General features: G+C 71.5%; 26 protein-coding genes and 1 tRNA gene. 12 read left to right on the top strand and 15 right to left on the bottom strand.

Going from position 1 to position 26,570, the window contains the following annotated elements:
- The first annotated feature begins 48 nt into the window (after positions 1–48).
- Genes IE153_RS02770 through IE153_RS02745 form a run of 6 tightly spaced genes read left to right on the top strand, consistent with a single transcriptional unit; the run spans position 49 to position 6,358 of the window.
- On the top strand, positions 49–1,446 hold the full coding sequence (locus IE153_RS02770) for a M24 family metallopeptidase (protein ID WP_229828679.1): 1,398 nt from the start codon (positions 49–51) through the stop codon (positions 1,444–1,446).
- Positions 1,446–2,423, top strand: a complete 978-nt coding sequence (locus tag IE153_RS02765) for a thiamine pyrophosphate-dependent dehydrogenase E1 component subunit alpha (protein ID WP_189588071.1) — start codon at positions 1,446–1,448, stop codon at positions 2,421–2,423. Before IE153_RS02770 ends, IE153_RS02765 begins: the two co-directional genes overlap by 1 nt.
- Positions 2,411–3,391, top strand: coding sequence for an alpha-ketoacid dehydrogenase subunit beta (locus IE153_RS02760; protein ID WP_189588069.1), 981 nt, complete (start codon positions 2,411–2,413; stop codon positions 3,389–3,391). Before IE153_RS02765 ends, IE153_RS02760 begins: the two co-directional genes overlap by 13 nt.
- A gap of 41 nt (positions 3,392–3,432) precedes the next feature.
- A complete protein-coding gene (locus IE153_RS02755) occupies positions 3,433–4,794 on the top strand; it encodes an amidohydrolase family protein (RefSeq protein ID WP_189588068.1) in 1,362 nt (453 codons plus the stop codon).
- Positions 4,791–5,672 (top strand): cupin domain-containing protein, encoded by an 882-nt coding sequence (locus tag IE153_RS02750; protein ID WP_189588067.1) that lies wholly within the window; start codon positions 4,791–4,793, stop codon positions 5,670–5,672. Before IE153_RS02755 ends, IE153_RS02750 begins: the two co-directional genes overlap by 4 nt.
- The gene (locus IE153_RS02745; protein ID WP_189588066.1) at positions 5,669–6,358 is read left to right on the top strand and encodes an SDR family oxidoreductase; all 690 of its coding nucleotides are present in this window, start codon (positions 5,669–5,671) and stop codon (positions 6,356–6,358) included. The genes IE153_RS02750 and IE153_RS02745 overlap by 4 nt, the downstream gene beginning before the upstream one ends.
- A 104-nt stretch (positions 6,359–6,462) precedes the next feature.
- On the opposite strand, the gene IE153_RS02740 is transcribed toward IE153_RS02745, so the two are convergent.
- The 4 genes from IE153_RS02740 to IE153_RS02725 are packed head-to-tail and all read right to left on the bottom strand — an operon-like array spanning position 6,463 to position 8,242.
- Complete coding sequence (locus IE153_RS02740) at positions 6,463–7,110, bottom strand: HhH-GDP family DNA glycosylase (RefSeq protein ID WP_189588065.1); 648 nt, start codon at positions 7,108–7,110, stop codon at positions 6,463–6,465.
- A 4-nt stretch (positions 7,111–7,114) separates the two neighbouring features.
- Positions 7,115–7,459, bottom strand: coding sequence for a DUF3140 domain-containing protein (locus IE153_RS02735; RefSeq protein ID WP_189588064.1), 345 nt, complete (start codon positions 7,457–7,459; stop codon positions 7,115–7,117).
- Positions 7,460–7,511: 52 nt separating this feature from the next.
- On the bottom strand, positions 7,512–7,988 hold the full coding sequence (locus tag IE153_RS02730; protein WP_189588062.1) for a Dps family protein: 477 nt from the start codon (positions 7,986–7,988) through the stop codon (positions 7,512–7,514).
- Positions 7,985–8,242: a WhiB family transcriptional regulator gene (locus IE153_RS02725; RefSeq protein WP_189588060.1), complete on the bottom strand. Its 258-nt coding sequence runs from the start codon at positions 8,240–8,242 to the stop codon at positions 7,985–7,987. Before IE153_RS02725 ends, IE153_RS02730 begins: the two co-directional genes overlap by 4 nt.
- Before the next feature lie 185 nt (positions 8,243–8,427).
- Here IE153_RS02725 and IE153_RS02720 point away from each other — a divergent pair, with 185 nt between their 5' ends.
- Both IE153_RS02720 and IE153_RS02715 read left to right on the top strand, forming a co-directional pair.
- Complete coding sequence (locus tag IE153_RS02720; protein WP_189588058.1) at positions 8,428–9,615, top strand: thiolase family protein; 1,188 nt, start codon at positions 8,428–8,430, stop codon at positions 9,613–9,615.
- Positions 9,616–9,748: 133 nt separating this feature from the next.
- The gene (locus IE153_RS02715; protein WP_142156972.1) at positions 9,749–10,522 is read left to right on the top strand and encodes a sulfite exporter TauE/SafE family protein; all 774 of its coding nucleotides are present in this window, start codon (positions 9,749–9,751) and stop codon (positions 10,520–10,522) included.
- On the opposite strand, the gene IE153_RS02710 is transcribed toward IE153_RS02715, so the two are convergent.
- Entirely contained in the window at positions 10,508–11,308 is an 801-nt protein-coding gene (locus IE153_RS02710) for an HAD-IIA family hydrolase (RefSeq protein WP_189588056.1), read from the bottom strand. The two genes, IE153_RS02715 and IE153_RS02710, sit on opposite strands and share 15 nt — an antisense overlap.
- 216 nt (positions 11,309–11,524) lie before the next feature.
- Here IE153_RS02710 and IE153_RS02705 point away from each other — a divergent pair, with 216 nt between their 5' ends.
- On the top strand, positions 11,525–12,265 hold the full coding sequence (locus IE153_RS02705) for a cobalt-precorrin-6A reductase (RefSeq protein ID WP_189588054.1): 741 nt from the start codon (positions 11,525–11,527) through the stop codon (positions 12,263–12,265).
- 203 nt (positions 12,266–12,468) lie between these two features.
- Here the strand turns inward: IE153_RS02705 and cobF are convergent, their stop codons facing one another.
- Both cobF and IE153_RS02695 read right to left on the bottom strand, forming a co-directional pair.
- A complete protein-coding gene (cobF, locus tag IE153_RS02700) occupies positions 12,469–13,239 on the bottom strand; it encodes a precorrin-6A synthase (deacetylating) (RefSeq protein ID WP_189588052.1) in 771 nt (256 codons plus the stop codon).
- Between the two features lie 278 nt (positions 13,240–13,517).
- Positions 13,518–14,090, bottom strand: coding sequence for a DUF309 domain-containing protein (locus IE153_RS02695; protein WP_189588050.1), 573 nt, complete (start codon positions 14,088–14,090; stop codon positions 13,518–13,520).
- Between the two features lie 98 nt (positions 14,091–14,188).
- Between IE153_RS02695 and IE153_RS02690 the strand changes: the two genes are divergently transcribed.
- The 3 genes from IE153_RS02690 to IE153_RS02680 all read left to right on the top strand — a co-directional run bounded on the left by IE153_RS02690 (position 14,189) and on the right by IE153_RS02680 (position 16,260).
- Positions 14,189–14,262: transfer RNA gene (locus IE153_RS02690), tRNA-Pro, on the top strand.
- 134 nt (positions 14,263–14,396) lie between these two features.
- Positions 14,397–15,380: an aldo/keto reductase gene (locus IE153_RS02685; protein ID WP_189588048.1), complete on the top strand. Its 984-nt coding sequence runs from the start codon at positions 14,397–14,399 to the stop codon at positions 15,378–15,380.
- A 55-nt stretch (positions 15,381–15,435) separates the two neighbouring features.
- The gene (locus tag IE153_RS02680; RefSeq protein ID WP_189588046.1) at positions 15,436–16,260 is read left to right on the top strand and encodes a DUF427 domain-containing protein; all 825 of its coding nucleotides are present in this window, start codon (positions 15,436–15,438) and stop codon (positions 16,258–16,260) included.
- Here IE153_RS02680 and IE153_RS02675 read toward each other — a convergent pair.
- The 8 genes from IE153_RS02675 to IE153_RS02640 form a co-directional block, all read right to left on the bottom strand.
- Positions 16,226–16,954, bottom strand: a complete 729-nt coding sequence (locus IE153_RS02675; protein WP_189588045.1) for a TetR/AcrR family transcriptional regulator — start codon at positions 16,952–16,954, stop codon at positions 16,226–16,228. The genes IE153_RS02680 and IE153_RS02675 overlap by 35 nt on opposite strands.
- Before the next feature lie 84 nt (positions 16,955–17,038).
- Entirely contained in the window at positions 17,039–18,394 is a 1,356-nt protein-coding gene (locus IE153_RS02670) for a glycoside hydrolase family protein (protein ID WP_189588044.1), read from the bottom strand.
- Position 18,395: 1 nt separating this feature from the next.
- Positions 18,396–19,223, bottom strand: a complete 828-nt coding sequence (locus IE153_RS02665; protein ID WP_438817893.1) for a polysaccharide deacetylase family protein — start codon at positions 19,221–19,223, stop codon at positions 18,396–18,398.
- The gene (locus tag IE153_RS02660; protein ID WP_189588043.1) at positions 19,205–20,317 is read right to left on the bottom strand and encodes a GNAT family N-acetyltransferase; all 1,113 of its coding nucleotides are present in this window, start codon (positions 20,315–20,317) and stop codon (positions 19,205–19,207) included. The genes IE153_RS02665 and IE153_RS02660 overlap by 19 nt, the downstream gene beginning before the upstream one ends.
- Before the next feature lie 3 nt (positions 20,318–20,320).
- The gene (locus tag IE153_RS02655) at positions 20,321–21,466 is read right to left on the bottom strand and encodes a glycosyltransferase family 2 protein (protein WP_189588535.1); all 1,146 of its coding nucleotides are present in this window, start codon (positions 21,464–21,466) and stop codon (positions 20,321–20,323) included.
- Positions 21,467–23,071: 1,605 nt separating this feature from the next.
- The gene (locus tag IE153_RS02650) at positions 23,072–23,458 is read right to left on the bottom strand and encodes a hypothetical protein (protein WP_189588042.1); all 387 of its coding nucleotides are present in this window, start codon (positions 23,456–23,458) and stop codon (positions 23,072–23,074) included.
- Positions 23,455–25,329: a glycosyltransferase gene (locus IE153_RS02645; protein WP_189588041.1), complete on the bottom strand. Its 1,875-nt coding sequence runs from the start codon at positions 25,327–25,329 to the stop codon at positions 23,455–23,457. Before IE153_RS02645 ends, IE153_RS02650 begins: the two co-directional genes overlap by 4 nt.
- 319 nt (positions 25,330–25,648) lie before the next feature.
- Positions 25,649–26,449 (bottom strand): glycosyltransferase family 2 protein, encoded by an 801-nt coding sequence (locus tag IE153_RS02640; protein ID WP_189588039.1) that lies wholly within the window; start codon positions 26,447–26,449, stop codon positions 25,649–25,651.
- Positions 26,450–26,570: the final 121 nt, after the last annotated feature.

Genomic DNA, 26,570 nt, shown 5'->3' with positions numbered 1-26,570 from the left:
TGACACTCATTGCACACGGGCGTTCACTCCGAAGTGGGGGTGGTCGCCATGGCGATCCGCACATATGGACCCAACGCCGTCGACTGGGAAGAGCGCATCGACCTGGACCGGCTGCGCGGGCAGCGGCTGGCCCGGCTGCACGAGTCCCTGAACCGCTCCGAGCTCGGCGCGGTGCTCAGCTTCGACTTCGCCAACATCCGCTACATGACGGCCACCCACATCGGCACCTGGGCGATGGACAAGCTGATCCGCTTCGCCCTGCTGGTGCGCGACGGCGAACCGGTCGTCTGGGACTTCGGCTCCGCCGCCCGCCACCACCAGCTGTACAACCCGTGGCTCGACTACAGCGACGGCAAGGGCGGCCCGCCCACCGGCGCCCGGGCCGGCATCTCCACCCTGCGCGGCGCCTTCCATCCGGACGCCGGGATCGCCGAGGACGTGGCCGCCAAGATCGCCACCGAACTGCGCGACCACGGGCTCGCGGGCGAACCCCTCGGCGTCGACGTCGCCGAGATGCCGGTCCTCGCCGCGCTGCGCGCCGAGGGCATCGACGTCGTCGACGGTCAGCAGGTCTTCCTGGAGGCCCGCCGCATCAAGACCGGCGACGAGATCGCCCTGCTCACCCAGGCGTGCGCCATGGTCGACGCGGCCTACGAGGAGCTGTACGGGTACCTGCGCCCGGGCGTGCGCGAGAACGAGTGCGTCGGCGTGGTCAGCAAGGTGCTGTACGACCTCGGCAGCGAGTACGTCGAGGGCGTCAACGCCATCTCGGGCGAGCGCTGTTCGCCGCACCCGCACGTCTACAGCGACCGGTTGATCCGCCCCGGCGACCCGGCCTTCTTCGACATCCTGCACAGTCATCTCGGCTACCGCACCTGCTACTACCGCACGTTCGCCGTGGGCAGCGCCTCGCGGGCGCAGCGGGACGCGTACGTGCGCTGCCGGGCGTACATGGACGAGGCGATCGCGCTGGTCCGGCCGGGCGCCACCACCGCCGACATCGTGCGGGTCTGGCCGCGCGCCGAGGAGTTCGGCTTCGCCGACGAGACCGCCGCCTTCGCCCTCCAGTACGGCCACGGCGTCGGCCTGTCGATCTGGGAGAAGCCGATCTTCAGCCGGCTGGTCTCCCTGGACCACCCCGAAGTCCTCGAAGAGGGCATGGTGTTCGCCCTGGAGACGTACTGGCCGGCCGCCGACGGCTGGTCCGCCGCCCGGATCGAGGAGGAAGTCGTCGTCACCGCCGACGGCTGCGAGGTCATCACCAAGTTCCCCGCCGAGGAACTGCTGGTGGCCGGGCGCAAGTACTGGACGGTGGGCGGCGAGCTGAACACCCGCCGCGAGGCGCAGTCCCACCTCAACACCGGGGACCGCGCGCGGGCGGACACCGGGGAGCGCTCACGCGCGCCCACCCGGCACGGCCCGCGGACGACCCACGGGGACCGCTGATGGACGCCGGCGCGCTCCTCGACCGGTACGAGCGGATGAACGTCATCCGCCGGACGGAGAAGGCCGCCCACGACCTGTTCCTCCAGGGCCTCGTGAAAGGCACCACGCACCTGGCCGCCGGGCAGGAGGCGATCGCCGTGGGGGCGAGCGCCGCCCTGCGCCCGGACGACTATGTGTTCGCCACCTACAGGGGGCACCACCATGCCCTCGCCCGGGGCGCCACACCCGAGGAGTGCCTCGCCGAGCTGATGAGCCGGGCGACCGGGCTGTGCGGGGCCAAGGGCGGCTCCATGCACCTGACCAAGGCGGCCACCGGCATGCTCGGTTCGTACGCCATCGTCGGCTCGCACCTCCCGATGGCGGTCGGCGCGGCCTGGTCGGCCCGGCTGCGCGGCACCGAGCAGCTCGCGGTCGCCTTCTTCGGCGACGGCGCGACCAACATCGGCGCCTTCCACGAGTCCCTCAACCTGGCCGCCGTGTGGAGGCTGCCGGTGCTGTTCGTGTGCGAGAACAACCTGTACATGGAGTACACGCCGATCGCCGACGTCACGGCCGTGCCCCACCCCGCAGCCGACCGGGCCCCCGCCCACGGCATCCCGGGCGAGGTCGTCGACGGCAACGACGTCGTGGCGGTCGAGGAGGCGGTGGGGCGGCTCGCGCGACGGGCCCGGGCCGGAGACGGGCCCGCCGTGCTGGAGGCCGAGACCTACCGCCACTTCGGGCACAGCCGCGCCGACCCGGCGGCCTACCGCCCGGCCGAGGAGGTCGAACGCTGGCTGAAGCACGACCCGTTGGACCTCGCACGGGGGCGCTTGGCCGGGCTGGGCGTGGGCGAGGAGACGGTCGCCGAGGCCGACGAGCGGGCCCGGGCCGTTGTGGAACGGGCCGTGGAGGCGGCGAAGGCGGCGCCGCCGCCCGATCCGCGCGAGGCACTGACCGACGTGTGGGCCGACGGAGGTGCCGCATGGCGGACGTGATCACCTACCGGGACGCGGTCGCCGAGGGCATCGCCCGTGAGATGCGGCGGGACGCGTCGGTGGTGTGCCTCGGGGAGGACATCGCCGCGGCCGGCGGGGTGTTCAAGACGACCACGGGCCTGCGAGAGGAGTTCGGACCCGAGCGGGTGTGGGACACGCCCATCTCCGAACAGGCCATCGTGGGCGCGGCGATGGGCGCCGCCATGACCGGGATGCGGCCCGTCGCGGAGATCATGTTCTCCGACTTCCTGGCCTGCTGCTGGGACTACCTCGCCAACGAGATCCCCAAGGTCCGCTACATGACCGGCGGCCAGGTGACCGTGCCCCTCGTCGTGCGCACCGCCAACGGCGGCGGACTCGGCTTCGGCGCCCAGCACTCCCAGGCCACCGAGAACTGGGTCCTGACCGTCCCCGGGCTGAAGATCGCGGCGCCGGCCACACCCGCCGACGTCATCGGCATGCTGGCCGCGGCCGTCCGCAGCGACGACCCGGTGGTCTTCTTCGAACACAAGGGGCTGTTCGCGACCAAGGGCCCACCGCCCCCGCCCGGTCACGTCGTCGAGCTGGGCCGGGCCGCCGTCGTCCGCGAGGGCGGCGACATCACGCTCGTCGCGCTCGCCTCGATGGTCCCCCTGGCCCTGAAGGCCGCCGGCGTACTGGCCGGGGAGGGCATCGAGGCCGAAGTCGTCGACCTGCGCTGCCTGGTCCCGCTGGACGCCGCGACCGTCCTCGCCTCGCTGCGCAAGACCTCCCGGCTCGTCACCGTCGAGGAGAACCCGTACCAGGGCGGCTGGGGCGCCACCGTCGTATCGGTCGTCGCCGACGAGGGGTTCGGTCTGCTGGACGCGCCCGTGCGGCGGGTGGCGGGGGAGTGCGTCCCGCTGCCGTTCGCCGACGCGCTGGAGCAGCAGGTCATCCCCACCGTCGACAAGGTCGTCACGGAGGTCCGCAGGCTCGCCGCGTACTGAGCCGCACATCCGCCACCGAACACCCCATGGGAGGAAGCGCGATGACCACAAGGACACTGCTGCGCTCCGGTCACGTGATCTCGATGGACCCGGGCATCGGGGACCTGGCCCAGGGGGACGTCCTGATCGAGGACGGCAGGATCACGGCCGTCGAGCCCGAGATCAGCGCCGACGCCGAAGTCCTCGACATGAGCGGACACATCGTGATCCCCGGCTTCGTCGACACCCACCGCCACACCTGGGAGGCACCCATCCGGGGCGTCGCCCCCGACGCCACCCTCGACGACTACTTCGTCGACATCCTCGACACCTTCGCACCCCTGTACACCCCGCAGGACGTGTACGCGGGCAACCTCGCGGGCGCACTGGAGTGCCTCAACGCGGGCATCACCACGCTCGTCGACTGGTCGCACATCAACAACACCCCCGAGCACCCGGACGCGGCGATCCAGGGCCTGGCGGAGTCCGGCATCCGGGCGCAGTACGCGTACGGCAGCGCCAACACCTCCCTCGCGGAGTACTGGTTCGAGAGCAGGATCGCCATCCCGGCGGACGACGTACGGCGGATCCGGTCGACGCACTTCGCGTCCGACGACGGCCTGCTGACCATGGGCCTCGCCACCCGGGGCCCCGGTTTCTGCGTCGACGAGGTCGTCGCGGCCGAGTGGGCCATGGCGCGTGAGCTGGGCCTCCCGATCACCGTGCACGTGGCCATGGGACGGCTGGCCGGCCGCTTCGGCATGGTGAAGCAGCTCCACGACCTGGGGCTGCTCGGCCCGGACACCACCTACGTCCACAGCTGCCACCTCAGCGGGGAGGAGTGGCGGATGGTCGCCGACAGCGGCGGCACCGTGTCGGTCGCGCCGCAGGTGGAGCTCCAGATGGGGCACGGCTGGCCGCCCGTGATGCAGGCCATCGAGTACGGCCTGCGGCCCGCGCTCAGCATCGACGTCGTCACCACCGTGCCCGGCGACATGTTCACCCAGATCCGCGCGGCCTTCGGCGCCGAACGCGCCCGCGTCAACGCCGACTGCTGGCAGTCCAACATGCCGGTCCCCAGCAACATGCTGACAGCGCGTCAGATGCTGGAGATCGCCACCCTGAACGGCGCCCACGTCGCCGGTCTCGAGGACCGTACGGGTTCCCTGACCCCCGGCAAGCGCGCCGACATCGTCGCGATCGACGCCACCGCTGTGAACGTCGCCCCGGTGCACGACGCGGTGGCCGCGGTGACCCTGTGCGCCGACGTCTCCAACGTGGACACCGTCCTCGTCGACGGCGTGATCCACAAACGCGACGGCCGGCTCCTCGGCGACACCGCACGCGCCCTGCGGCTCGTCGGCGAGGCCCGCGACCGGCTCCTCGAGGCCAAGGAGGCCAAGGGGGCGAGGGCACCGGCATGACGAACCACCTGGTGCGCCACGCCGCCGACCTGCCCGAGCCGCCGTACGACGGCCACGGCCACCGGCGCAGGGCGCTGGTCGGCGAGGACGACGGCAGCGTCCACACCGGCTTCGGCCTGTGCGAACTGCGGCCCGACGGCCGGGTGCCCGCCCATCTGCACTCGTACGAGGAGACCTTCTTCGTCCTCGACGGGGCGCTGATCCTCGACCTGCCGGACGGCTCGTACCTGCTGGAGGAGGGCGACCACGGACTGCTGCCGACCGGCGTCCCGCACGCCTGGCGCGGGGCCGGGAGCACCGGCGGACGCTGGGCGGACATGCTGGCCCCCGTGCCGCGGGCCCGCTACGGACACGACACCCAGGCCGTGCCGGATCTGCCCGCGCGCGAGCCGGCCCGGGTCGACGTCCGCGACCCGCGCACCCGCGCCTTCGGCCACTTCGAGCCCGCCCAGATGGATCCGGGCAAACAGTCCCAGGACCTGCTGGCCGCCACGGCGAGCATGCGGACCGCGCTGCTGGTCTACAGCGGGATCACGGTGAAGATGATGATCGACGGCGACCTGGGCGCGGTCGCCTCGACGATGTTCATGGTGCAGTACGCGTCCGACGGGATCATCGGCACCCACGACCACCCCTTCGAGGAGACGTATCTGATCCTGGAGGGCGTCGCGGAGGCCACCCTCGACGGCGAGCGGTACCGGCTGGAGCCCGGCGACCTGGCCTGGGCGGGCGCCGGATGCGTGCACGGCTTCGTCAACGCGGGGCGGGGACCCCTGCGCTGGCTGGAGACGCAGGCGCCGCAACCGCCGTCGCGGCACTCGTACCGATTCACGCGGGACTGGGACTACCTGCGCGCGGCACTGGAGGAGAAGTCATGAGCAGTGTGCTCGTCGTCGGCGGAACGTCCGGGATCGGGCTCGAATTCGCCCGCACATGTGCCGAGCGCGGGGACGACGTGGTGCTCACCAGCCGCGACGCCCAGCGCGCCGACGTGGTCGCGAAGGAGGTGGGCGCGCGCGGACTCGCCCTCGACCTGGTACGGCCCCTGGAGATCGCGGCGGCCCTGGCCGACATGGGACGTGTCGACCACCTGGTCATCGCGGGCGTCTCGCGCGACGACAACAAGGTCACCGAGTACGACATCGACGCCGCCCTGCGGCTGGTCACCCTCAAACTCGTCGGCTACACCGAGGTCGTGCACACGCTGCGCGGCCGGCTGCACGACGACAGCGCCATCGTGCTCTTCGGCGGCCAGGCCAAGGAACGACCCTATCCGGGCGCGACGACGGTGGCGACGGTCAACGCGGGGGTGCGCGGCCTGATGAACTCCCTCGCCGTGGAGCTCGCTCCCGTGCGGGTCAACGCCGTGCATCCCGGTGTCGTAGGGGACAGCCCGTACTGGCAGGCCAAGCCGGAGAAGGTCCTGGCCACGCTGCGCACCGAGACTCCCACGGGGCGGCTCGCCGCGATGGCCGACGTGGTCGACGCGGTGGCCTTCCTGCTGCGGAACCGGTCGGTGAACGCGGTCGAACTGACCGTGGACGGGGGCTGGCTGCTCGGGTGAGGACCGGCTGCCCGGGTGAGGCCCGGCTGCTCGGGTGAGGGCGGTTGCCCGGGTGAGGCCCGGCTGCTCGGGTGAAGGGCCGGCCGCTCGGGTGTCGGGGCCGCTCATCCGGCGCGGCTGAGCGTGTCCCGCACGACCTCCTTGTCCATCGCCGCCCGTACCAGCGCGGCGGCGAGCACGGCCGGATCGGTGTCCCCGGCCAGTTCGGTGAGGCGCCCGGGGTCCTGGGGCAGATCCAGCCGCTCGGCGCCCTGGAGGGCCTTGGTGTCCAGGCAGGGGGCCGCCTCCGGCCAGACGCTCTGCGCCTCGCGCAGGAAGATGCCGGCGCCGGCCGGGCCCATGCCGGGGAACTCCTGGAGCAGGCGGCGCAGTTCGGGCACCTCGCCGCCCGCCTCCCGGCGCAGCCGCCGCAGGTCGCCGCCCCACCGGTCGTTCAGCAGCTCGGCGGCTTCCCCGAGCTGGGTCGCCGTCCGTTCGTCGTACCGCCGGTAGCCGCCCCGGCCCAGCGCGTCCACTCGCTCCTGCCAGGAGGCCTCCGCCATCCGCCGCGGATCGCGCAGCCCCGCCTCGTGCAGGGCACGGGCGGTGGCCAGCGCGATCGAACCGCGGATGCGGGCACTGAGCAGATGGGACAGGACCAGCAGCCGGTACAGCGGCTGCGGGGTGTCCTTCAGCGCGATGCCCGCCTCCTCGGCGTACGTCCGGCCGTGCGCGCCGACGAGTTCCCGTACGACGCGCTCCCGGCGGCTCACGGGCCTATCCCCGCAGCGGGTCGTGCCCGACCGTCATCAGCCGGTGCCGGCGGCGGGTGTCCTCCGCCGTCACCTCGGGCTCGGGCTCGTTCTCCGGATCCACCTGGTCGGTGACCGTCTCCACGACCTTCCGCATCACGCGCAGGTCGTCCTCGGTCAGGTCGGTGCGCCGCTTCTGGAGGATCGCCAGGACGTGCTGTCCGGTGGCGGAGCCCGCCTGGTCCGGCAGCGGCTCGGTGGTCTCGTCGGCGTCGCGGACCCGCAGCCAGGCCGCGAGTTCCTGCGAGGTCATGTTCACCACGCGGTGGAAGTCCTCCCACAGCGCGTCGAGTTCGAGGGCGTCGGTCATCGCCTGCCCCTTCCGTACGTCCGTCGGATGCCCTGTGCCGTCGCCCCGCGGGTCAGCGGGGGAAGTTCTCGGCGTCGAACATCCACCGCTGCTTCTCCAGCTCCGCGGTGATGGCGATCAGCAGGTCCTGGGTGACCGGGTCGGCCTTCTCGGTCGCGTCGATCCGCTCGCGCAGCCGGCCCACCGCCTCCTGCAGTGCCTCCACCATCACCTGCACGGCGTCCGAGTCGCGCACCCAGCCCTCCTGCGGGGAGGGCAGCGTGAAGGCCTTGGCGACGGTCTCCGGACGGCCGTCCGGCGGGACGCCGAGCGCCGCGGACCGCTCCGCGACCGTGTCGGCGAACTCGCGCGCCGCCGTGACCACCTCGTCGAGCTGGAGGTGAATGGACCGGAACCGCGGTCCGACGATGTTCCAGTGCGCCTGCTTCCCGACCAGCGAGAGCCCGAGCAGATCCACCAAGGTGTCCTGGAGTGCCTCGCAGGCGACCTTCCGGGCGTCGTCGGGCAGTGTGCTCCTCACAGGCGTCATAGGGCGCTTCTCCTTCTCGCGTCGTTCCTGGTCGTGCGGAGCAGTCGGTCGCGCTCGTCCTCGCCGGTGCCGCCCCACACGCCCGAGGCCTGACCGCTCGCCAGGGCGAAGTCCAGGCACTGGCCGGTCACCGGGCAGCGCGCGCAGACCCGCTTCGCGGCGCTCATGTCACGCAGGGCGGGGCCGGCGGTGCCGACGGGAAAGAACAACTCGGGGTCCTCGTCCACGCAGGCGGCGCTCCGCAACCACTCCATGAACGCGCGGGTGCCCCGGGCGTCCTGGTGCAAACGCGACGCATGGGGGTCGTCCGGCCTGCGATATGACCCCTGGGGAACGCCGGGAGGCGCAGAATCTTCACAGATGGCGGAGCGAGGGTCTATAGTCCGAAACTAGCAGTGCTAATTAATTGCGCGTTGATGCGCGGCGTGAGGAGCCTCTCGTGCGTCCCGTCCACTTCGCGGCCGCCCGCCGCACCCCCATCGGCAAGCTGCGGGGAGCCCTCTCCTCGGTACGGCCCGACGACCTCGCGGCGACCGTCGTCCGCGCCCTGGTGACCGGTGTGCCCGCGCTGGATCCCGCCCGGATCGACGACGTCTACTGGGGAGCCGCCAACCAGGCCGGCGAGGACAACCGCAACGTCGCCCGCATGGCCGCGCTGCTCGCCGGCCTCCCCGACTCCGTGCCCGGGGCCACCGTGAACCGTCTCTGCGCCTCGGGCCTGGAGGCCGTGACCACGGCCGCCCGCACCATCGCCTCCGGCGAGGCCGACATCGTGATCGCCGGCGGCTCCGAGTCGATGAGCCGCGCCCCCTTCGTGCTGCCCCGCCCCGACGAGGCGCTGCCGCACCGCATGGAGACCGCCGACACCCGCCTCGGCTGGCGCCTGGTCAACCCGGCGATGCGCGAGCTGCACGGACTGCTGGCCATGGGCGAGACGGCCGAGGAGGTCGCCGCGCGGTACGGCATCGCGCGTGAACGCCAGGACGACTTCGCCCTGCGCAGCCACCAGCGCGCCGCGCTGGCCCGCAAGAACGGCCACTTCGACGACGAACTCCTCCCCGTGGAGCGCCCCGACGGCGTGGTGGTCGACACCGACGAATGCGTCCGCGAGGACACCTCGTACGAGAAGCTGTCCCGGCTGAAGCCGGTCTTCCGCGACGGCGGCACGGTCACCGCGGGCAACGCCTCGCCGATGAACGACGGCGCCGCCGGCCTCCTCCTCGTCAGCGAGGACGCCCTGAACGACCTGGGCCTTACGTCCATGGGCCGCTACGTCGCCGGCGCCTCCGCCGGTGTCCACCCCGACGTGATGGGCATCGGCCCCGTCCCCGCCACCCGCAAGGTGCTGACCCGAGCCGGCTGGAGCATCGGCGACCTGGAGGAGGCCGAGTTCAACGAGGCCTTCGCCGCCCAGGCTCTGGCCTGCGTGGACCAGCTCGGCATCGACCCCGACCTGGTCAACCCCAGCGGCGGCGCCATCGCCCTCGGCCACCCCCTGGGCTGCTCGGGCGCCCGCATCCTGACGACGCTGCTCCACCGGATGCGGCGTACGGGGGCGGGCCGGGGGCTCGCCACGATGTGCGTCGGGGTGGGGCAGGGAAGCGCGATGCTCGTCGAACGGCCCTAGCGGCAGGCGCACGCTCGCAGCGGCAGGCGACCGCTCCTCGCGGCGGTCGCACCTCCCTGGCGACCCGGCCCGGCCCACCAGGCGAGACAGCGCTTACGGGCCCCTGTTCGTTGCACATAGCATCAGTGTTCGCATGAACACCATGACGCTCTGGCACATCACCGGCTGGGAGTTCGCCGCCCTCGCCCTCGCGGCCCTGCTCGTCGGCTTCTCCAAGACCGCCGTGAGCGGGGCCAACACGGTCAGCCTCGCCATCTTCGCCGCCGTGCTGCCCGCCCGCGCCTCCACCGGCGTGCTGCTGCCCATCCTGATCGCCGGGGACCTCCTGGCCGTCGCCACCTATCGGCGGCACGCCCACTGGCCCACGCTCTGGCGGCTGTTCCCGGCCGTCGCCGCGGGCGTCGTCGTCGGCACGGTGTTCCTGCTCTGGGCGGACGACGCGATCGTACGGACCTCGATCGGCGCGATCCTGCTGCTGATGGCGGCCGTGACGGTATGGCGCCGCCGTACGGCCGACAAGGAGGAGGAGCCGGAGTCGGTCACCACCCGGTCGGGCCGCCTCAAGGCCCGCTCCTACGGCGTCCTCGGCGGCTTCACCACCATGGTCGCCAACGCGGGCGGCCCCGTGATGTCGATGTACCTGCTCTCCGCCGGCTTCCGCAAGCTCGGCTTCCTCGGCACCTCGGCCTTCTTCTTCCTGATCGTCAACGTCTCCAAGCTGCCCTTCAGCGCGGGTCTCGGCCTGATCGACGGCCGGTCGCTGCTCCTCGACCTGGCGCTCGTGGCGTTCGTCGTTCCCGGCGCGCTGTTCGGCAAGTGGGCCGTGCACCGGATCAACCAGCGGCTGTTCGAGCAGCTCGTCATCGCGGCGACCGTCGTGGGCGGTCTGCAACTACTGCTGCGCTGACCCCCGCAGCAGCGCCGGAAGGTCCGCGAAGGAGTCGATCACGTGGTCGGGCGTGCCGTCGGCGGCCCGCAGCGTCTCCGGCTGGAACTTCCCGGTCCGCACGAGTACACCGGTGACCCCGGCGCGCTGCGCCGCGAGCACGTCGGACTCGACGTCGTCCCCGACCATCACCGCCTCCTGCGCGCCGACGCCCAGCCGGGCGAGCGCCGACGCGAAGAACGCCCGCGCCGGCTTGCCGGTGATCTCGGCCTCCACCCGCGCGGCCCGCTCCAGCCCGGCCAGGAACGCCCCCGAGTCCAGGCGCAGCCCCTCGGACGTGCGCCAGTACAGGTTGCGGTGCATCGCCACCAGCCGGGCCCCGCGCTGCACATGGCCGAAGGCCCGGTCGAGCGCCGCGTAGCCGAACTCGGGGCCGGCGCCGCCGACCAGGACGACGTCCGGCACGGCCTCGGTGTCACCCGCCTCGACGACGGTGACGCCATCGAGGTCCTCCGCGATGTCGCCGCTGTTCAGCAGCGCGCAGCGGGCGCCGGGGTGGTGCTCGGCGAGGTACGCGGCGGTGGCGGCGGGCGCGGTCAGGATGTCCTCCGCGGACACCGGGAACCCCGCCTCCGCCAGCGTCCTCGCGATCGAAGCCCGGGTACGGGAGGTGGTGTTGGTGACCAGCAGGACGCCGAACCCGGCCTCCCGGACCTCCCGCAACGCCTCGACGGCCCCGGGCAACGGCCGCCACGAGACGGTGAGCACCCCGTCGATGTCGATGAGCACGGCACGCACGGACTCCATGCCAGGACGATAACCACGGGGAGCGGCCTTCGCCGGTCGGCACCACCCGTCCCGCTGCCCGTCAGCCGGTCGGCACCACGAGTCCCGCTGCCCGTCGGCCGGTCGGCACCACCACTCCCGCTGCCGTCAGCCGGTCGATACCACCCGTCCCGCTGCCCGTCAGCCTGTCGGCACCCGTCCCGGCACCGCAGCACCCGACCTCGTACGCTCGACGTCGTGTCCCCTCACGTCCTGATCCTCGGCGGCACGACCGAGGCTCGAGCTCTGGCTGCCGCGCTGTGCACGCGTCCCGGCGTGCGCGTCACGACGTCCCTCGCGGGGCGCGTGGCCAAGCCGGGGGCGCTCGACGGGCAGGTGCGCGTCGGAGGCTTCGGCGGGGCGTCGGGGCTGGCCGATTGGCTGCGGGCGGAGGGTGTGGACGCGCTCGTCGACGCCACGCACCCCTTCGCCGAGTCGATCACGGCCAACGCGGCCCGCGCCGCGGCCGAGACCGGCGTGCCCGCGGTGGTGCTCCGCCGCCCCGGGTGGCGGCCCCGCCCCGGGGACCGGTGGCATTCCGTCCCCTCACTGGACGCGGCCGCGGACCTGCTCCCGCGCCTCGGCCACCGGGTGCTGCTCACCACCGGGCGCCTCGGCCTGGCCTCCTTCGCCCACCTTTCGCGCCTCCACTTCGTCGTGCGGTCGGTGGATCCCCCCGAGCCGCCGATGCCGCCCGACACTCATGTGCTGCTCGCCCGGGGCCCGTTCACCGTCCCCGGCGAGACGGCCCTCCTGTGCGAGCACCGCGTCGACGTCCTGGTGACCAAGGACAGCGGGGGAGCGGCGACGGCTGCCAAACTGACCGCGGCCCGGGACCTCGGAGTGCCGGTCGTGGTCGTACGGCGGCCGCCGCTGCCGGACGGCGTGACGGCGGTACCGGATGTGGAGGGCGTGCTGGAACGGTTGCGGCTCGACTAGGGCGCTCACACGAGCCGACCGTGAGGGACTTCTCCGCACTGCGGGGCAGCCCATGGTGCGACGACGGGCGTCCAGCACCGGCGGCTGGAGACGGGCGGGGCGGCTTCGCCCGCGACGGTCACGTCGTCACCCGCACACCTGCGGGCTACGCGCGCAGGCCGGAGCGGCCGTACGAGAGCCCGGTGATGTGGCCGCCGGTCCCCTCAGTCGCGGGGGTGACGGCGCAGCAGATACGTGTCCATGATCCAGCCCTTGCGCTCGCGGGCCTCGGCGCGCAACCGCTCGATGCGGGGGGCGGCCTCCGCGATCGGGCCGGAGACGAGGATCTCGTCCGGAGTGCCGATGTAGGCGCCCCAGTAGATGTCGACGTCCTCCTGCGCGTACCGCCGGAAGGTCTGGTGGGCGTCGAGCATCACCACGACGTCGTCCACGCCCTCCGGGAAGCCCTCCGCCAGCCGCCGGCCGGTGGTGATCTGCACGGGCCGCGCGACGCGGTTGAGGCCCGTGCGGTGCCGGGCGACGAGCGCCGAGACGCTGCTGATGCCGGGCACGACGTCGTACTCGAACGCCACCGCGCCCCGCTCCAGCACCTCCTCCAGGATCCCGAGCGTGCTGTCGTACAGCGACGGGTCCCCCCACACCAGGAACGCGCCGGTCTGCTCCTCGCCGAGCTCCTCGGCGATCAGCCGCTCGTAGATGTCGGCGCGGGCGCTGCGCCAGTCCCCGACGGCGGGGGAGTAGGCCGAACCGCCGGCGCTCCGGTCCCGCTCCGGGTCACGCGCCTCGACGACGCGGTACGTCCCCTCGGGCACGTGCGCGTCGAGCATGTCCCGGCGGAGCCCGGTGAGGTCCGCCTTCACCTCGCCCTTCTCCAGGATGAAGAACACGTCCGTGCTCCGCAGTGCCCTGACCGCCTGGAGGGTGAGCTGGTCGGGGTCGCCCGCGCCGATACCGATGACATGAATCTTTCGCACGCCCCGAGTCTGCCGCACGGGGGTGAGGCAGGGTTCACCGCGGTCGGATCACCGGCTTCCGGCTCAGTGCCACGGGGTCTTGTCATCGGCCCCCGACCGGCGCCCGGAGTCTTGTCATCGGCCTCCGGACCGGCGCCTGAGGCCCTGCCATCGGCCCGCGGCACAGCGTCCGGGGCCCTGTCACCGGTCCACGGCTCAGCGGCCAGGTCCCCGCGGCGCCTGAGGCCCTGCCATCGGCCCGCGGCACAGCGTCCGGGGCCCTGTCATCGGTCTTCGGCTCAGCGCCCAGGTCCCCCGCCATCGACCCCCGGCTCAGCGCCCGAGCCCCCGCCCCGCAGCCGAGGCGCCCGCGCCCCCGCGTCCACGGCCCGGCCCTCCCGCTCCACGTCCCCGGCCAGCTCCCGTGCCCACGCGGCCACGCTCGCCACGTCGATGCCGTGCGGCCGGGGCTGCCCGGACCCGGAGACCCACGCCTCCGCCGCGCCACCCCCGCGCCGGAGCAGCCGCGCCCCGCCCGTCAGATTGCCGCGGGCGGCGTGCGTGAGACCCACGGCGAGCTGCGCGAGACCGCGCCACAGCTCGCGTTCCTCGTCGGGCCCCGACTTCCACGCGTCCTCGAACACCTCGTGCGCGTGGAACGGCTTGCCCTCGTCCAGCAGCCGCTGCGCCTCCGCCACGGTCTCCTCCGGGGTGCGGACCACGCCCTCGGGCTGCCGGGGCACGCCGTCCGCGTCATACGGCAGGGGCCGGCCGAGACCGTCCCGGGGCCGGGCGTTGCGCGCCCGCCCCTCACTGTCACGATCCCGTGCGTCGCCCGGCCGGCCCGGGCCGGTCTCTTCTGTGCTGCCCATACGCCGATTGTCCCGCCCGGCCCGCTTTCGGCGCGGCCTGGGGTGTGGGGTAAAGTGCTGTTCGCGCGATCACGCGGTTCACCGCGGGTGGCGCGCACCGGGACGTGGCGCAGCTTGGTAGCGCACTTGACTGGGGGTCAAGGGGTCGCAGGTTCAAATCCTGTCGTCCCGACGGTGTGAAGGGTCTCGCAGGCCGATGCCTGCGGGGCCCTTTTCGTTGTGCGTCCGCCCTTGACCTCGAGAGCGCTCCAAGCCGTTGACTCCCTCCGTGCCCCGGAACCGGGGACCGACTTCAGGGAGCGACTCATGAAGTACCGCACGATCGGCACGGACCCCACGACCCGCCGCGAGGTGAGCGTCCTCGCGCTCGGCGCGATGCTCTTCGGCTCGGTGACGGACGAGGCGACGTCCTTCGCCCTGCTCGACCACTACGTCGAAGCCGGCGGGAACTTCATCGACACGTCCGACAACTACGCCTTCTGGGCCGACGGCGGCCAGGGCGGCCAGAGCGAGGAACTCCTCGGCCGCTGGCGGCGCAGCCGCGGCATCGGCGACGAGATCGTCATCGCGACCAAGCTCGGGGCCCGCCCGCTGGCCCCCGGCACCAGCTACACCGACAACCCCGAGGGCCTGTCCGCCAAGGTGATCCGCGAGTCCGCCGAGCGCAGCCGGGAACGGCTCGGCCTGGAGAAACTGGACCTGCTGTACGCGCACATAGAGGACCACACCGTCCCGCTCCAGGAGACCGTCGAGGCCTTCGCCGCCCTGGCCGCCGACGGCACCGTCGGACTGCTCGGCGTGAGCAACCACGCCGTCTGGCGCGTGGAACGGGCCCGGGCCCTCGCCGCCGCGGCCGGACTGCCCGGCTACGAGGTCCTCCAGTACGCGCACACCCACCTGCGCCCCCGCAGCGACGTTCCCGACGCCCTCTTCCCGGACGGCAGCCTCGGCCACGCCGGCCCCGACCTGCTCGGCTACCTCAGGGCCGAGCCCGGCCTGACCCTGGTCGCCTACTCGCCGCTGCTGAAGGGCGCCTACACCCGGCCGGAGAGGCTCCCCGCCGACTTCGACCACCCCGGTACCCCGGCCCGGCTGGCGGTACTGCGCGATGTGGCCCGGGAGGCGGGTGCGACCGTCAACCAGGTCGTGCTGGCCTGGCAGATCGGCGGCGAACTGCCCGTCCTGCCGCTGGCCGGGGTCTCCTCGGTGGCCCAGCTGGACGAGAACCTGGCCGCCGTGGACCTCGAGCTGTCCCCGGAGCAGCGCGCCCGGCTGGACGCGGCGCACTGAGACCGTGGGACCGTGGAGGGGAAAGGCAACGGGACCTCCGGAAGGAGCACCGGCCATGACCACCCACCCGGCCCACCCCGCCGCCCGCTCGATCCGAACCACCCCGGAAGGCCTCACATGGGAGCCCAGCGAGCGCTGGGTGCGCGGCCGCAAGGGCGACGTCACCGTCGTCGACAGCCGGCACCCGGTGCTCGTCTGGGAGCCCCACCTGCCCGTGCCGCAGTACGCCTTCCCCCGGGCGGACGTCCGCACCGACCTCCTCCGCCCGGCCAAGAGCCCGCCCACGGGCGCCCACACCGGCTCCCGGGTCTTCTACGACCTCGACGCCGAGGGCGAGGTGCGCGAGAACGCGGCCTGGACCTTCCCCGCCGACGACCTGGCCGGCCACATCTCCTTCGAGTGGTTCCTGCGCACCGACACGGGCCTCGACCACTGGTACGAGGAGGACGAGGAGATCTTCATCCACCCCCGTGACCCGCACAAACGCGTCGACGCGCTGCCGAGCAGCCGCCACGTGCAGGTCGAGATCGACGGGCAGGTCGTCGCGGACAGCCACGCCCCGGTCCTGCTCTTCGAGACCTCCCTGCCCACCCGTTACTACTTCCCCCGGGAGGACGTCCGCCTCGACCTGTTCGACGCCACCGACCACCACACCGGATGCCCCTACAAGGGCACCGCCGCCTACTGGTCGTGGCGCGGCGAGGCCGACGTGCCGCCCAACCTCGTGTGGACCTACCCCGAGCCGCTGCCCGCGGTGGCGGTGATCCAGGGGCGCGTCGCCTTCTTCAACGAGGTCGTCGACATCACGGTGGACGGTGAGCGCCTGGAGCGGCCGGACACACCGTTCAGCCGGATGCTGCGGAGGCGGAGCCGCGCGTGAAGCTGTCGAGCAGGGCGTCAAGACCGGCCGCGAGGCCCTCCGGACCGCCCTGCTCGGCCAAAGCGGCGGCCGTCTCCCGCAGCGTCGGCAGCTCCTTCGCGGACAGCCGGTGCAGTCCGAGACGGAAGGCCGGGTCGGTCTCGTCCGGGTTGTCCACCGTCGGGCGGAGTTCCACGGACACATAGCCCAGCAGCCATGCCGTGAAGGCGCGGAACATGTCGGCCACGGTCGACTCGTCGAAACCGGCATCCCGCAGCAGGGTCAGCACCCTTTCGTGATCCCGCAGGACCGCGGCGGGCCTGCGGGCCAGCGGGACCGCCAGCAGACGCGTGGCGAGCAGCGGCACCGCCTGCGGATGCGTCAGGCACACGGCGTAGGTCGCCCGGGCGATCCGGTGCAGCCCGGCCCGCCAGTCGGGGTCCTCGTCGCCGTCGGCGGCCAGCCGCTCCTCCAGCTCCAGGTACAGGGCCTCCACCAGCCCGTCCAGCAGGGAGTCCTTGCTCGCCGCGTACCGGTAGAGCGCCATGGCCTCCACGCCGAGCTCGGTGCCGAGACGGCGCATGCTCAGGGCGGAGAGGCCCTCACGGTCGACCAGCTCCAGCGCGGTGGCCAGCACCCGTTCCCTGCTCAGCCGGCCGTAACGGCCGCGGTCGCTGGCGCGGCGGGCAGGACTGCGCCCGTTCCTTTGCGCCATGGATGCCTCCCGAGCTGACAACACCAATGGGCCGGCCATTGGCAGGACGCTGAGCGAGTACGACGTCAATGTACGTCCTAAACTTCAGTGCCACAGCCACAGCACCTGATACTTGCCCAGATCGACGGCCCGGCCGTCGATCTCCACCCGAACGGCCCGGTCCAGTGTGTTGACGGCGAGAGTGGCTTCGTCATCGCCGAGCACCCGCACCCGCGGTGCCTCGCTTCCCGTCACGTCGACCGTGCGATAGCGCGTGTCGGGCGGAAACTCGGTGTCGAAACGACGCAGCAGCTCCAGCATCGGCAGGGCCTCGCCGCCCGTGCCGTCGGTGAGTTCGGTGCTGCGCCACAGGCAGCCCGCACACGGTGCCCCGCGTTTTTGCGGGTTCCAGTAGAAGCCGGTGGTCGCGCCGCCCTCGACCATGGCGATCATTCCGGCCGCCTGTACGGCCACTCGGAGCGGCTCACTCCAGCGGTCGTGATCGCCGTCCGCTCCCGGCTCGACGTAGTACTCGGCCCACCACAGAGGCGCCGAGGTACGCCCCCGTACCCATTGGCCGACGGCCGTGAACTTGTCCACCGCTCGGAACCGGTCCGGCAGCAATTCGTCGTCGTGGGTGTAGCTGGAGCCGTCGACGACGACGAAGTCCGCCCCGGCCTTGTGCGTGTTCCAGTAGTCGAACGCGTCGAGGACGCGCCGGTCGACGCTGCCCCACGGCCCCCGGAGAGGTGATGCGTAGGTCGTACGGCCCGGGCCGAAACTGTCCATGTTCAGATAGGGGCCGCCCACCCAATTCTCCTTGTTGACCCTCTTCAGAGTCCGGAAGACTCTGTTGTAGAGGTCGGTGTAGCCCTCGTAGTTCCAGCGCTTCTTCGCCTCGTCGAAGAACCCTTTGAACTCGTTCCACACGATGAAGTGCCGGACGTCCGGATAGCGTTTCGCGACCGTGGCGGCGAGTGCGGCGAAATCGTCGAAGTGCTCCGGGCTCGGGGCGGTTTCCAGAGCGTCGCGAGACCAGTCCGTGTCGCCCGGCCTGCCGCCCTTCATCCAGTCCGGCGCGCAGCACAGGGTGATGACAGGCGTTCCGCCGGTCCTCCTGATGAGGTCGATGCGGGCGTCGAGTGTGGCGAAGTCGTAGCGGCCCGGGGCCGGTTCGGGGTTGTCGGCGCCCCAACCCATGATGTGCTGCGTCTGGGGGAGTGATCGGCTGGAGAGAGCCTGCCGCGCCGTCTCCACCGCTGCCGGTTCACCGTTCTCGGCGCTGTACTGCGTGTGCGTCAGGCCCCAGCCGAGCGAAGGCGAGGGCGGGGCGGCCCCTCCGCCGTCGCCCCCTGTGCATGCCCCCAGGGTCAGACAGACAGCGAGGGCTGCGGCGGCCACCGTGCTGGACTTGGCTCCGCGCCGCCACCCGGATCGCGAGCTCTCCCGCGGCCTCGCCATCTCAGAGGCCTGCCCCCGCAGCTTTCCGCAAGAGCCGGCGGGATCCGCGGACGATGGCGTGCCCCTTCGTCAAAGCCCGGTCGGCCGCGAAGTTGAGCCGCACGGCTCGTCCCTCCGCCAGCCTGGCGAACTCCTCGAGGTCGGTGCTGCGCCGCACTGTCACCCGCCGCAGCGCGAAGGGGCTCTGCCGTGGTTCGGCCAGTTCGTTGCCCACTGCCACGGACTGGGCGAAGCCGGCCGCGCGCACCGCCTGCCGTACCCGGCGGTTGGAGTAGCCGTACGGGTAGGCGAAGGAGGCAGGGGCGGAGCCGAGCCGCTCGGCGATGATCTCCTTGCAGTACTCCACCTCGTAGCACAGCTCGCCCGCCGACAACTGATCCAGCTGCGGGTGGCTGTGACTGTGCCCGCCGATCTCCGTCCCCTGCGCGGCGAGTTCACGGACTTCCTCCCAGTCGAGCATGGTGTCCAGGGCGGCCCCGTCGATCTCGTTCGGGCCCCTGAGCCACCCTGTGGTGACGAAGACGGTCGCCGTGAATCCCAGTTCGCGCAGGATGGGGAGGACGTGGTCGTGCACCCCCCGGTACCCGTCGTCGAACGTGATCAGTACAGGGCGTGGCGGGAGGGGTGGTCCGCCGCGCCAGGCCGCACCCAGCCGAGCCGTGGTGACCGGAGTGAACCCCCGTTCGTCGAGCAGCCGCATGTGATCGGCGAACGCATCGGGCGAGACGGACAAGGCGCGAATCGCCGGCGCGGGCGAGTGTGTCACCGCGTGGTACATGAGGATGGGTACGGGGCGATGCATCCCCGAGCTCACGACGCGCTCCTCCATGTGCGGAACCTCCCCACACTCTTCAGCAGACGGTCGGCGGGCCTGCGCAGCTCCGGTCGTGAGACGACGGTGTTGCGCAGTGCCCGGGCGGGGGCCCGGCGCGCTTGGTGGGCAAGGGCGACTGGATGCCGCCGGGTCACCCAGCCCTCCGAAACGGAGAGCTCGCGCGTCTTCAGGAAGTCCTTGTGCTGCCTCTGGCCTCTGCCCAGGTCGAGATAGGCGACCCCGTCCTCGGCCGCTCCCCGGGCCATGCGCAGATGCAGCATGACACCGGGGGAGAACTTCGAGACGGCCGGATCGTAGGCCGGGAACCAGCAGGCCAGGAGGTGCTCCGTCCGCAGCCCGAAGTGGGCCGCGACCGGGCGACCGCCCGCGTAGAGGACGGAGAGCAGCCCCGAGAAGGACTCGGTGCGGGTGTGGAACAGCTCCTCCACCAACCCGGTGATCCATGGGTGCGCGAAGCGGTCGCTGCGGCCGGTCCTGCGGTACTGCGCGGACTTCCACTCCATCAGTGTGCGCAGCGCCGCGGGGTCGCGCTCGTCGTGCACGTAACGCACTTCTCCCGCTGCCAGGGCGAGCTTGCGCTCCTGAGCCAGTTTGGTGCGGGTTCCTCGCGCCGATCGCTGCCTGAGCTGGGCGATATAGGCGTCCCAGCCGTCCCCCACATCCATCACCGGGGACGGGAAGGATTCGGAGTCGGCCTGCTCGAACGCCGACTGTCCCTCGGCCAGGTGGTCGAACTCCCAGATGGCGAGGCCACAACCGGCCAGCAGCTCCCGGGCGTCCCAGCGGAAACCGGGCCGGTGCACGAGCCCCTGGCAGTCGGACAGGCCGAGTCCTATGGCGCGTCCTACACCCGTCGCCGTGCGCTGATAGGGGAAGTACCCCACAGGCTCGCTGTGGCGGCCGCCCTCACGCAGGACGGCGATCCGCACATCTCGCCTCCAGTGGCTCACCGCCATGGTGAATTCGGGGGAGAGGAAGGCGTTCGCCATCTGCGACGAGCCGTGGTGCGGTGCGGCACGCTGTATGGCCGTCCAGGCTGCAAGGTCGGCTGCCCTCAGGTCGTCCGGTCGGCACACGTCGATGTTCATGACTCATGTCCTTCTCATCGTGGCAGGGCCGTACCCGGACGGAGTCGTGGCAGGGTCGGCGCCGACCAGGAAACTGTCGTCGGGCCCGGTGGCCGTTCTCCGGGCGGCCGGGGTGATGCCGGGGGGCGATTCCGCCGCTGTGCCCAGCGCTGCCCCGGACGGTGCCTGGACGACCCAGTCCGGGGAACTGTCCTTGCGTGCACGGAAGGTGCCGACGGCGTATCCCGCTGCCGCGAGAAGGACTCCGGTCACGACGGCCCCGGCGCGCCCCGCCCCGCCCCGCCGCCCCCGCACCGCGTCGCCGAGTCCACGAGAGATCCCGGCGGGCAGCACGCGTGTCGTGTAGTGGCGTTCGGTCTCCAGCCCCTTGCCGACGCCCACGTGGTGTGTGACCCGGGCCTTCGACAGGCCCTCGGCGTAGGCCCGGCGGCGGAAGTAGCGGAAGCGTTCCCGCACGGCCGGGACCTTGTGATGGATGACGGCACGGTCGTCGATCAGCAGTACGGCGTCGGGCAGGGCCCGGGTGAGCCGGATGCAGAGTTCGGTCTCCTCACAGCCCAGCGGGCGTTTGTCGCCGTCCCGGCCGATCCCGATGGCGAAACCACCCACCGCGTCGAACGCCGTCCTTCGGAAGGAGGAGTTCCCGCCCAGTACGTTGCGGACGGGTGTCCGGCCTGTGGGCAGACCCTTGTAGGCGCATCCGACGATCCAGTCGAATTCCTCCGGGAACCAGACGGGTCGGTGCCCGGAGGCCCACGCCGGGACCGTGCGCCCGCCCACCGCCATGACGTGGGGGTCGGAGTACGCCGACGCCATGTGGAGCAGCCAGTCCGGTTCTGCCACGGCGTCGTCGTCCAGGAAGGCGATGACCGTGCCCTCGGCAGCGGCAATACCGGTGTTGCGTCCCGCCGACAGACCTTGTGGGCCGGCGTTGGCGAGTATGCGGACGGAGGGTCCCGGGCCGGCCCTGTCGTGGTTCCGGTACTCGGACTCCAGCCGGGAGAGCAGTGCGGGATTGTGGTCGACGACCAGCAGGAGCTCAAGGGCCGGCCGGGTCTGCGCCCGCACCGACTTTACGGCGGCGAGGATGTCCTCCCAGCGGTCTTCGGTGTACACACAGATCACCACGGAAATCTCTGTACGGGCCATGGCGCTTCTCCTTGTGCGAGCCTGGCGTACGGCCGCCGGGCCGAGGTCGTTCGCCTCCCGGTGCTCGGGGGTGTCGACCGGATCGGGTTCGGACGGTGTCTGCGGGGTGGGGTGCCGGCCGGTGGTTCCCGCCGGTGACGTCGGCGGCAGCCACCGCTTCCGCCGGATGAGGAGGCAGACGGCGATCAGGGACTGTGCCACCAGCCAGGCAGCCCCTCCGCCGGCCGGCCCGAGCCGAGGCAGAAGGACTTCGGCCAGGCCCAGTACCAGGAAGCACAGGGCCAGCTGCACTCCGACGACCATCCGCAGCCGCCGCCGCATGCGCGCCACGTCGACGGCCAGGCTCATGACGAGGTTCGGTATCGCCGACAGCGCCAGCAGTCGCAGCAGCGTCGTGCCGTCTTCGGCGTACTCGGGCCCGAAGAAGGCCAGGAGCTCCGGCGCGATGACGATGATGACCACCGCGCACGCCGCCATCAGCAGTGCCGAGTGCCGGAGCACGCGGAACGCGTGTGCCGCCAGCTGCCCTGGGGCGTGGGCGGCCTCCACCATGAGCGAGCTGCCCATGTTGGTCGCCAGCAGGTAAGGGACGTAGCCGATGATCCAGGCGAGGGAGTAGTGGGCGCTCTGGGCCGGGCCCAGTGTGTTCAGCACCAGCAGGGGGACCAAGCTGTAGGCGGCCATCCGGAACAGTGAGCCGAGGTAGTCGGCGGTCGCGTATCCCACCATGCGGCGCGGGCGCTTCGCCTCCGGCGCTTCCCGTTCGTGGCGGGGCACAGCGCGTCGCAGCAGATACATGTTGGCCACGAGGAGAGCCACGATGAGGGCCCCAGCCCACGACAACAGAATCCCCGCGAAGAGCGTCAGCGCGGCTCCCACGGCCAGCAGAAGGATCTTCACGGCGGCGAATATGACGTTCTCCGCCACCACCCAGCCGGGGCGCCGCACCCCGGTGAGGGCGCCGTCCTGGAGGGAGAAGATGGCGTAACCGGCGGTGTACGCCACGAAGAAGGCGCCGGTCACCGGGTGCAGCAGAAAGCCGAGGTCGGGTGCGATCCGGGGCACCAGCAGCAGGAATCCCACGGAGACGAGGACGCTGAACGTGATGCCGGCGCAGTAGCAGGCGAGCACGAGCCGACGGGTGTGCCGCCCGGCGGAGGGCACGAAACGCACCAGGAAGTCGGACAGGTTGAGCTGCCCGACCGTGGACAACAGCGTGGCGGCGGAGACGGTCGCGTAGTTGAGCCCCACCGTCTTGTCGTCGTACCACTGGGTCGCACACACCCAGAAGACCGCTCCGAGTGCGGCGTTGACGATGGAACTGAGGGCCAGGACGTGGCCGTTGCGCAGCAGCGGCTCGCGGGGCAGGGCCGCCGCGCACTTCGTCCGTGCCGCTGCGGTGAAGGAACGTCCGGCGTTCCGGGGGGAAGGGGCGGTCACCTCCCGCGTCGCCTCGGGCGGCGGCAGTCCCTGTGGCGCATGCACGGTGTCTCCTCAATCCCCGTGATCGCCCGCGCGGGCTGAACACTCAGCTGTACGTTTACAATGTATAGATACACAATATCCGTCATGCACCATTAGTCAATGGGCCTCGTTCCGGGGTTCTCAGTCCTTGCCGGCCGCCACCCGGTGCGCACGGCGGCCTTCGCCGCGGAGGCTCGATGCCAGCACCAGAGCGGAGCAGACAACCGCCAGGATCAGAACGGCTCGGGTGAGGGTGAACGTGTGCGTCAGGAACAGCGCCTCGGCCACCAGCGCCGTCAGGGACAGACTGACGGCTCCGGCCAGGAGGGCGCCTTCCAGCAAGCGGGCCGCCCCAGCCGTCCCGCGCGTGAGCGACTCTCCGGCCCACAGGAGCACGGCGGCCAGCCCCGGGCAGACGAGGAGGAAGAGGGAGGTGACCACCAGCCGTGCGGGCGACGTCTCCGGGAGCCCGGTCGCGGCGAGGGCGATCCACCCGGACAGGGCCACCAGGCAACGCAGCGCGATCATCGACGACCGCCTCCCGTCGTCGGGTCGTACCGGTAGACGACCGCGTCGTCGCTGCGGAAGACCGGTGTGAAATCACGCGACCCGGCCAAGTCCGTCTCCAGGCGGTCCATGAACCCCGGAGGCATTTCCCCGTTGAGATGCACATCCTCGTACTGCGCGCGATTGAGGAGGACGTAGGCGGGTTTGCTCCCCGCCCTCCTCAGCAGCGGCTCCAAACCGGCCAGGGGGTCCTTCACCAGCAACCGCTTGGCTCCCAGGCCCTCCTCGGTGATCTCCGCGCGCTCGTGCCGGTCGTACTGCATCTCCAGGCCCGGCGCGGCGAAGGTGACTGAGATGATCACGGAGCCGGGCGGGGTCTTCGTCGTCACATACCGCGTGGCGGCCACTTCGTCGCGGGAGAAGTGGTTCATCCCCTCCTTGCTGTAGTAGCCGAAGAAGAGGCTTCCGAGCATGGCCGCCAACAGGACGGCCACGACGGGCCTGCGGGCCTGCGGGCGCCTGCCGGACGGCATCAGGAGGGTGGCGATCAGAAACGCGGCGGCGGGCAGCGCGAACATGTAGGCGCGGAAGATCATCTCCCCGCCGTAGGCGTTGACGAGGGCCAGGGGGAGGGGAAACAGTACGAGCGGCAGCAGAGGGGTGCGCCTGGTCCATGTGCGTGTCAGGAGGGCCAGCGCGGCCAGGAGGAAGACGCCGCCCGACAGTCCCCGGTCGATCCAGGACACCATGACTTGGCTCGGCGCGGCGTCGGCGAGACGGCTCAGACCGGACCAGAGGTTGGCCTCGGGTCGTGTGAGTGCGCTGACGAAGCCGGCGAGGTTCTCCGACACGTAGGGTCTCGCCACGGTGGCGTACCAGGCGACCGTGAGCACGACCGCGCCGGCCAGCGCCGGCAACGCGATCCTGCGGTTGCGTTTCGGGAACGAGAGCAGCGCCAGGGCACTGATCATCATCAGCGGGGTCAGCTGGTGGGAGGAAACGATCGCGGCCTCGATCACCAGCACGAGGACGAGCCGGCCAAGCGGCCAGCCCCCGCCTGGCGCATCCGGCCTCGGCAGCCGGGACGAGGGCAGCTGCCTCACGACGAGGGCGATCACGCAGGCGCAGAGAAGGAAGGTGAAAGCCTGCGGTGCGAAATAGTCCTGTCCCACCCATGCGCAGGAGTAGTAGATCCAGACCGCTCCCCAGATCAGCCGGCGGTCGGTGGTGAGTGACCGGAAGATCACCAGAATGGGGCCCAGCATCAACACGTTGGCGAGGGCTTGGGCCCACACCGCATACCCCAAGGGCGACTCCAGTCCGGTGGCTCTCAGGATCAGGGCGTTGAGCTGGAAGAAGCCCGGCCATTGGTTGTAGATGTCGAAGCCGCCGGCATACGGCACCTCCCCCTTGTGCCGGAGCATCGCGTCGACGACGGCCACATGCTTCCACGCCCATGAGTACCGCAGCTCGTGGTAGAGGAGCGGGGGAGTCGCGTGGATCATCCCGATCAGGGCCAGCACGTAGAGCGCGAAGCAGCCGTGCGGAGTGCGCCGGCCGGCCAGGGCGACGCAGAACCCCAGGAGGAGCAGACCCACCGCGATCCAGAAGAGCACCGGCAGCGCTTGGAGCAGCCCGAGATCGCCCATGGCGTCCAGATCGACGTGGCGCAGGGACAGCAGCCAGAGGGTCACCGAGGCGGGGAGCACGACGAATGCCGCCCAGGTGGCCGGCCCGGCCCGCCGAAGCCACGGCCGGCCGGCCGGCGGGGCCCACTTGCGCGGTGCGCCGTGTGATGCGTCCGGTCCGGCATCGTTCGTGGTGGGCGGGAGGGCGGCGCTGGTCGACTCCTGGACCTTTCCGAGGCCGGCGGCGCGACGCCGGCCGTTCACCGACGGCTCCCGCCCGACATCGACGCCGTGCGCAACACTCGCTCCGACGAGTTGGTGCGGGTTCGAGCGTGCTGCATGACCAGACCTCCGGCGACGCATACGGCTGACGCGGTCGGCGATGATCGTGCGCCCTGTTCGCAGATACGGCACGCTGGACGCCGTCGCGCTCTGGGGTGGCGGCGGGGGTGTCACCTCATAGTCCATCATGAGCTCCTGGCCCCGGCTACTTGCCGAGAGCAGGGCGAAGTGGCGTGCCGTCGTGCTCTCTTGGCAAGGACCCATGTCTTCGGGGATGCCGGGTCGTGGTTCGACGTCCCGCTCAGCGACTGCCCGGAGCGGCGGTCGGTGTGTACTTGCCCGGCCGTTCGGACAGCAGCGTCCTCAGCACCCGGCGGCCGTCGGAGACGGCGTGCAGATGGGAACGCCCGCTGCGGCGGGGCAGTTCGAGACTCGGGACCTCGGCGATGCGCAGCCCCGAGCGCAGCGCATGGGCGATCATCTCGGTCTCGATCTCGAATCCGGAGGAGTGCAGGTCGAGGTCGTCCAGGAAGTCCCGCCGGAAGGCGCAGAACCCGTAACACAAGTCCGTCAGCTTGGCGTCGTAGAGATGGTTCACGGCGGTCAGCAGCACTTGGTTGCCGAGTCGCCGGACGGGAGTGATGTCGAGTGAACCGCCGCCGGCGATGAAGCGTGAGCCCTTGACGAAATCGAAGCCGTTGTCGAGGAAGTGCAGGTAGTGCGGGATCTCCCCGGGAAGCATGCTGCCGTCGGCGTCCATCATCACGATGTGGTCGCCGGTCGCGGCGAGGAAGCCGGTGCGCAGCGCGTTGCCCTTGCCCGGGGCGCTCTGCTCGACATGGCGGACGGTCGGCAGGCACCGGGTCGCCATGTGCACCGTGGCGTCGACGGAGTCGCCGTCGACCAGGATGACCTCGTCGACGCATTCCGGAATCTGCTCGAAGACCCAGGGGATGTTGCGGGCCTCGTCGCGGGCGGGGACGACCAGGCTCACGGTGGCTCGGGGCGGGGGGCGGTCCCCGGCCCGGCGCATGGGGTGCACGGAACCGTTGGTGTGGGCGTGTGAGGTGGGGAGCTCGGGGAGCTGGTGCGTGTGGTTCATGATGCCGATGTCTCCGCGTGCGGCGCCGTGAGCATGACGCCATATATTTACGGTGTATACATACATCTTGCCCCATTTGCCCCTGAGGTCAAGGGCGGTCCTGGTTCGACCGGCGTATCGT

The sequence above is a fragment of the Streptomyces massasporeus genome (assembly GCF_014648995.1).
GTDB classification, from domain to species: Bacteria; Actinomycetota; Actinomycetes; order Streptomycetales; family Streptomycetaceae; genus Streptomyces; species Streptomyces massasporeus.
This window is presented reverse-complemented; position numbering and strand designations above follow the sequence as displayed.

What these genes read in the sequence shown, in the direction of transcription:
- IE153_RS02755 (WP_189588068.1), top strand. Translation starts at nt 3,433, where the DNA reads ATGACCACAAGGACACTGCTGCGCTCCGGTCACGTGATCTCGATGGAC.
- IE153_RS02675 (WP_189588045.1), bottom strand. Translation starts at nt 16,954, where the DNA reads ATGGCGCAAAGGAACGGGCGCAGTCCTGCCCGCCGCGCCAGCGACCGC.
- IE153_RS02765 (WP_189588071.1), top strand. Translation starts at nt 1,446, where the DNA reads ATGGACGCCGGCGCGCTCCTCGACCGGTACGAGCGGATGAACGTCATC.
- IE153_RS02680 (WP_189588046.1), top strand. Translation starts at nt 15,436, where the DNA reads ATGACCACCCACCCGGCCCACCCCGCCGCCCGCTCGATCCGAACCACC.
- IE153_RS02685 (WP_189588048.1), top strand. Translation starts at nt 14,397, where the DNA reads ATGAAGTACCGCACGATCGGCACGGACCCCACGACCCGCCGCGAGGTG.
- IE153_RS02725 (WP_189588060.1), bottom strand. Translation starts at nt 8,242, where the DNA reads ATGGAGTGGTTGCGGAGCGCCGCCTGCGTGGACGAGGACCCCGAGTTG.
- IE153_RS02715 (WP_142156972.1), top strand. Translation starts at nt 9,749, where the DNA reads ATGAACACCATGACGCTCTGGCACATCACCGGCTGGGAGTTCGCCGCC.
- IE153_RS02655 (WP_189588535.1), bottom strand. Translation starts at nt 21,466, where the DNA reads ATGGCCCGTACAGAGATTTCCGTGGTGATCTGTGTGTACACCGAAGAC.
- IE153_RS02640 (WP_189588039.1), bottom strand. Translation starts at nt 26,449, where the DNA reads ATGAACCACACGCACCAGCTCCCCGAGCTCCCCACCTCACACGCCCAC.
- IE153_RS02760 (WP_189588069.1), top strand. Translation starts at nt 2,411, where the DNA reads ATGGCGGACGTGATCACCTACCGGGACGCGGTCGCCGAGGGCATCGCC.
- IE153_RS02670 (WP_189588044.1), bottom strand. Translation starts at nt 18,394, where the DNA reads ATGGCGAGGCCGCGGGAGAGCTCGCGATCCGGGTGGCGGCGCGGAGCC.
- IE153_RS02660 (WP_189588043.1), bottom strand. Translation starts at nt 20,317, where the DNA reads ATGAACATCGACGTGTGCCGACCGGACGACCTGAGGGCAGCCGACCTT.
- IE153_RS02745 (WP_189588066.1), top strand. Translation starts at nt 5,669, where the DNA reads ATGAGCAGTGTGCTCGTCGTCGGCGGAACGTCCGGGATCGGGCTCGAA.
- IE153_RS02770 (WP_229828679.1), top strand. Translation starts at nt 49, where the DNA reads ATGGCGATCCGCACATATGGACCCAACGCCGTCGACTGGGAAGAGCGC.
- IE153_RS02665 (WP_438817893.1), bottom strand. Translation starts at nt 19,223, where the DNA reads ATGGAGGAGCGCGTCGTGAGCTCGGGGATGCATCGCCCCGTACCCATC.
- IE153_RS02750 (WP_189588067.1), top strand. Translation starts at nt 4,791, where the DNA reads ATGACGAACCACCTGGTGCGCCACGCCGCCGACCTGCCCGAGCCGCCG.
- IE153_RS02650 (WP_189588042.1), bottom strand. Translation starts at nt 23,458, where the DNA reads ATGATCGCGCTGCGTTGCCTGGTGGCCCTGTCCGGGTGGATCGCCCTC.
- IE153_RS02730 (WP_189588062.1), bottom strand. Translation starts at nt 7,988, where the DNA reads ATGACGCCTGTGAGGAGCACACTGCCCGACGACGCCCGGAAGGTCGCC.
- IE153_RS02735 (WP_189588064.1), bottom strand. Translation starts at nt 7,459, where the DNA reads ATGACCGACGCCCTCGAACTCGACGCGCTGTGGGAGGACTTCCACCGC.
- IE153_RS02695 (WP_189588050.1), bottom strand. Translation starts at nt 14,090, where the DNA reads ATGGGCAGCACAGAAGAGACCGGCCCGGGCCGGCCGGGCGACGCACGG.
- IE153_RS02710 (WP_189588056.1), bottom strand. Translation starts at nt 11,308, where the DNA reads ATGGAGTCCGTGCGTGCCGTGCTCATCGACATCGACGGGGTGCTCACC.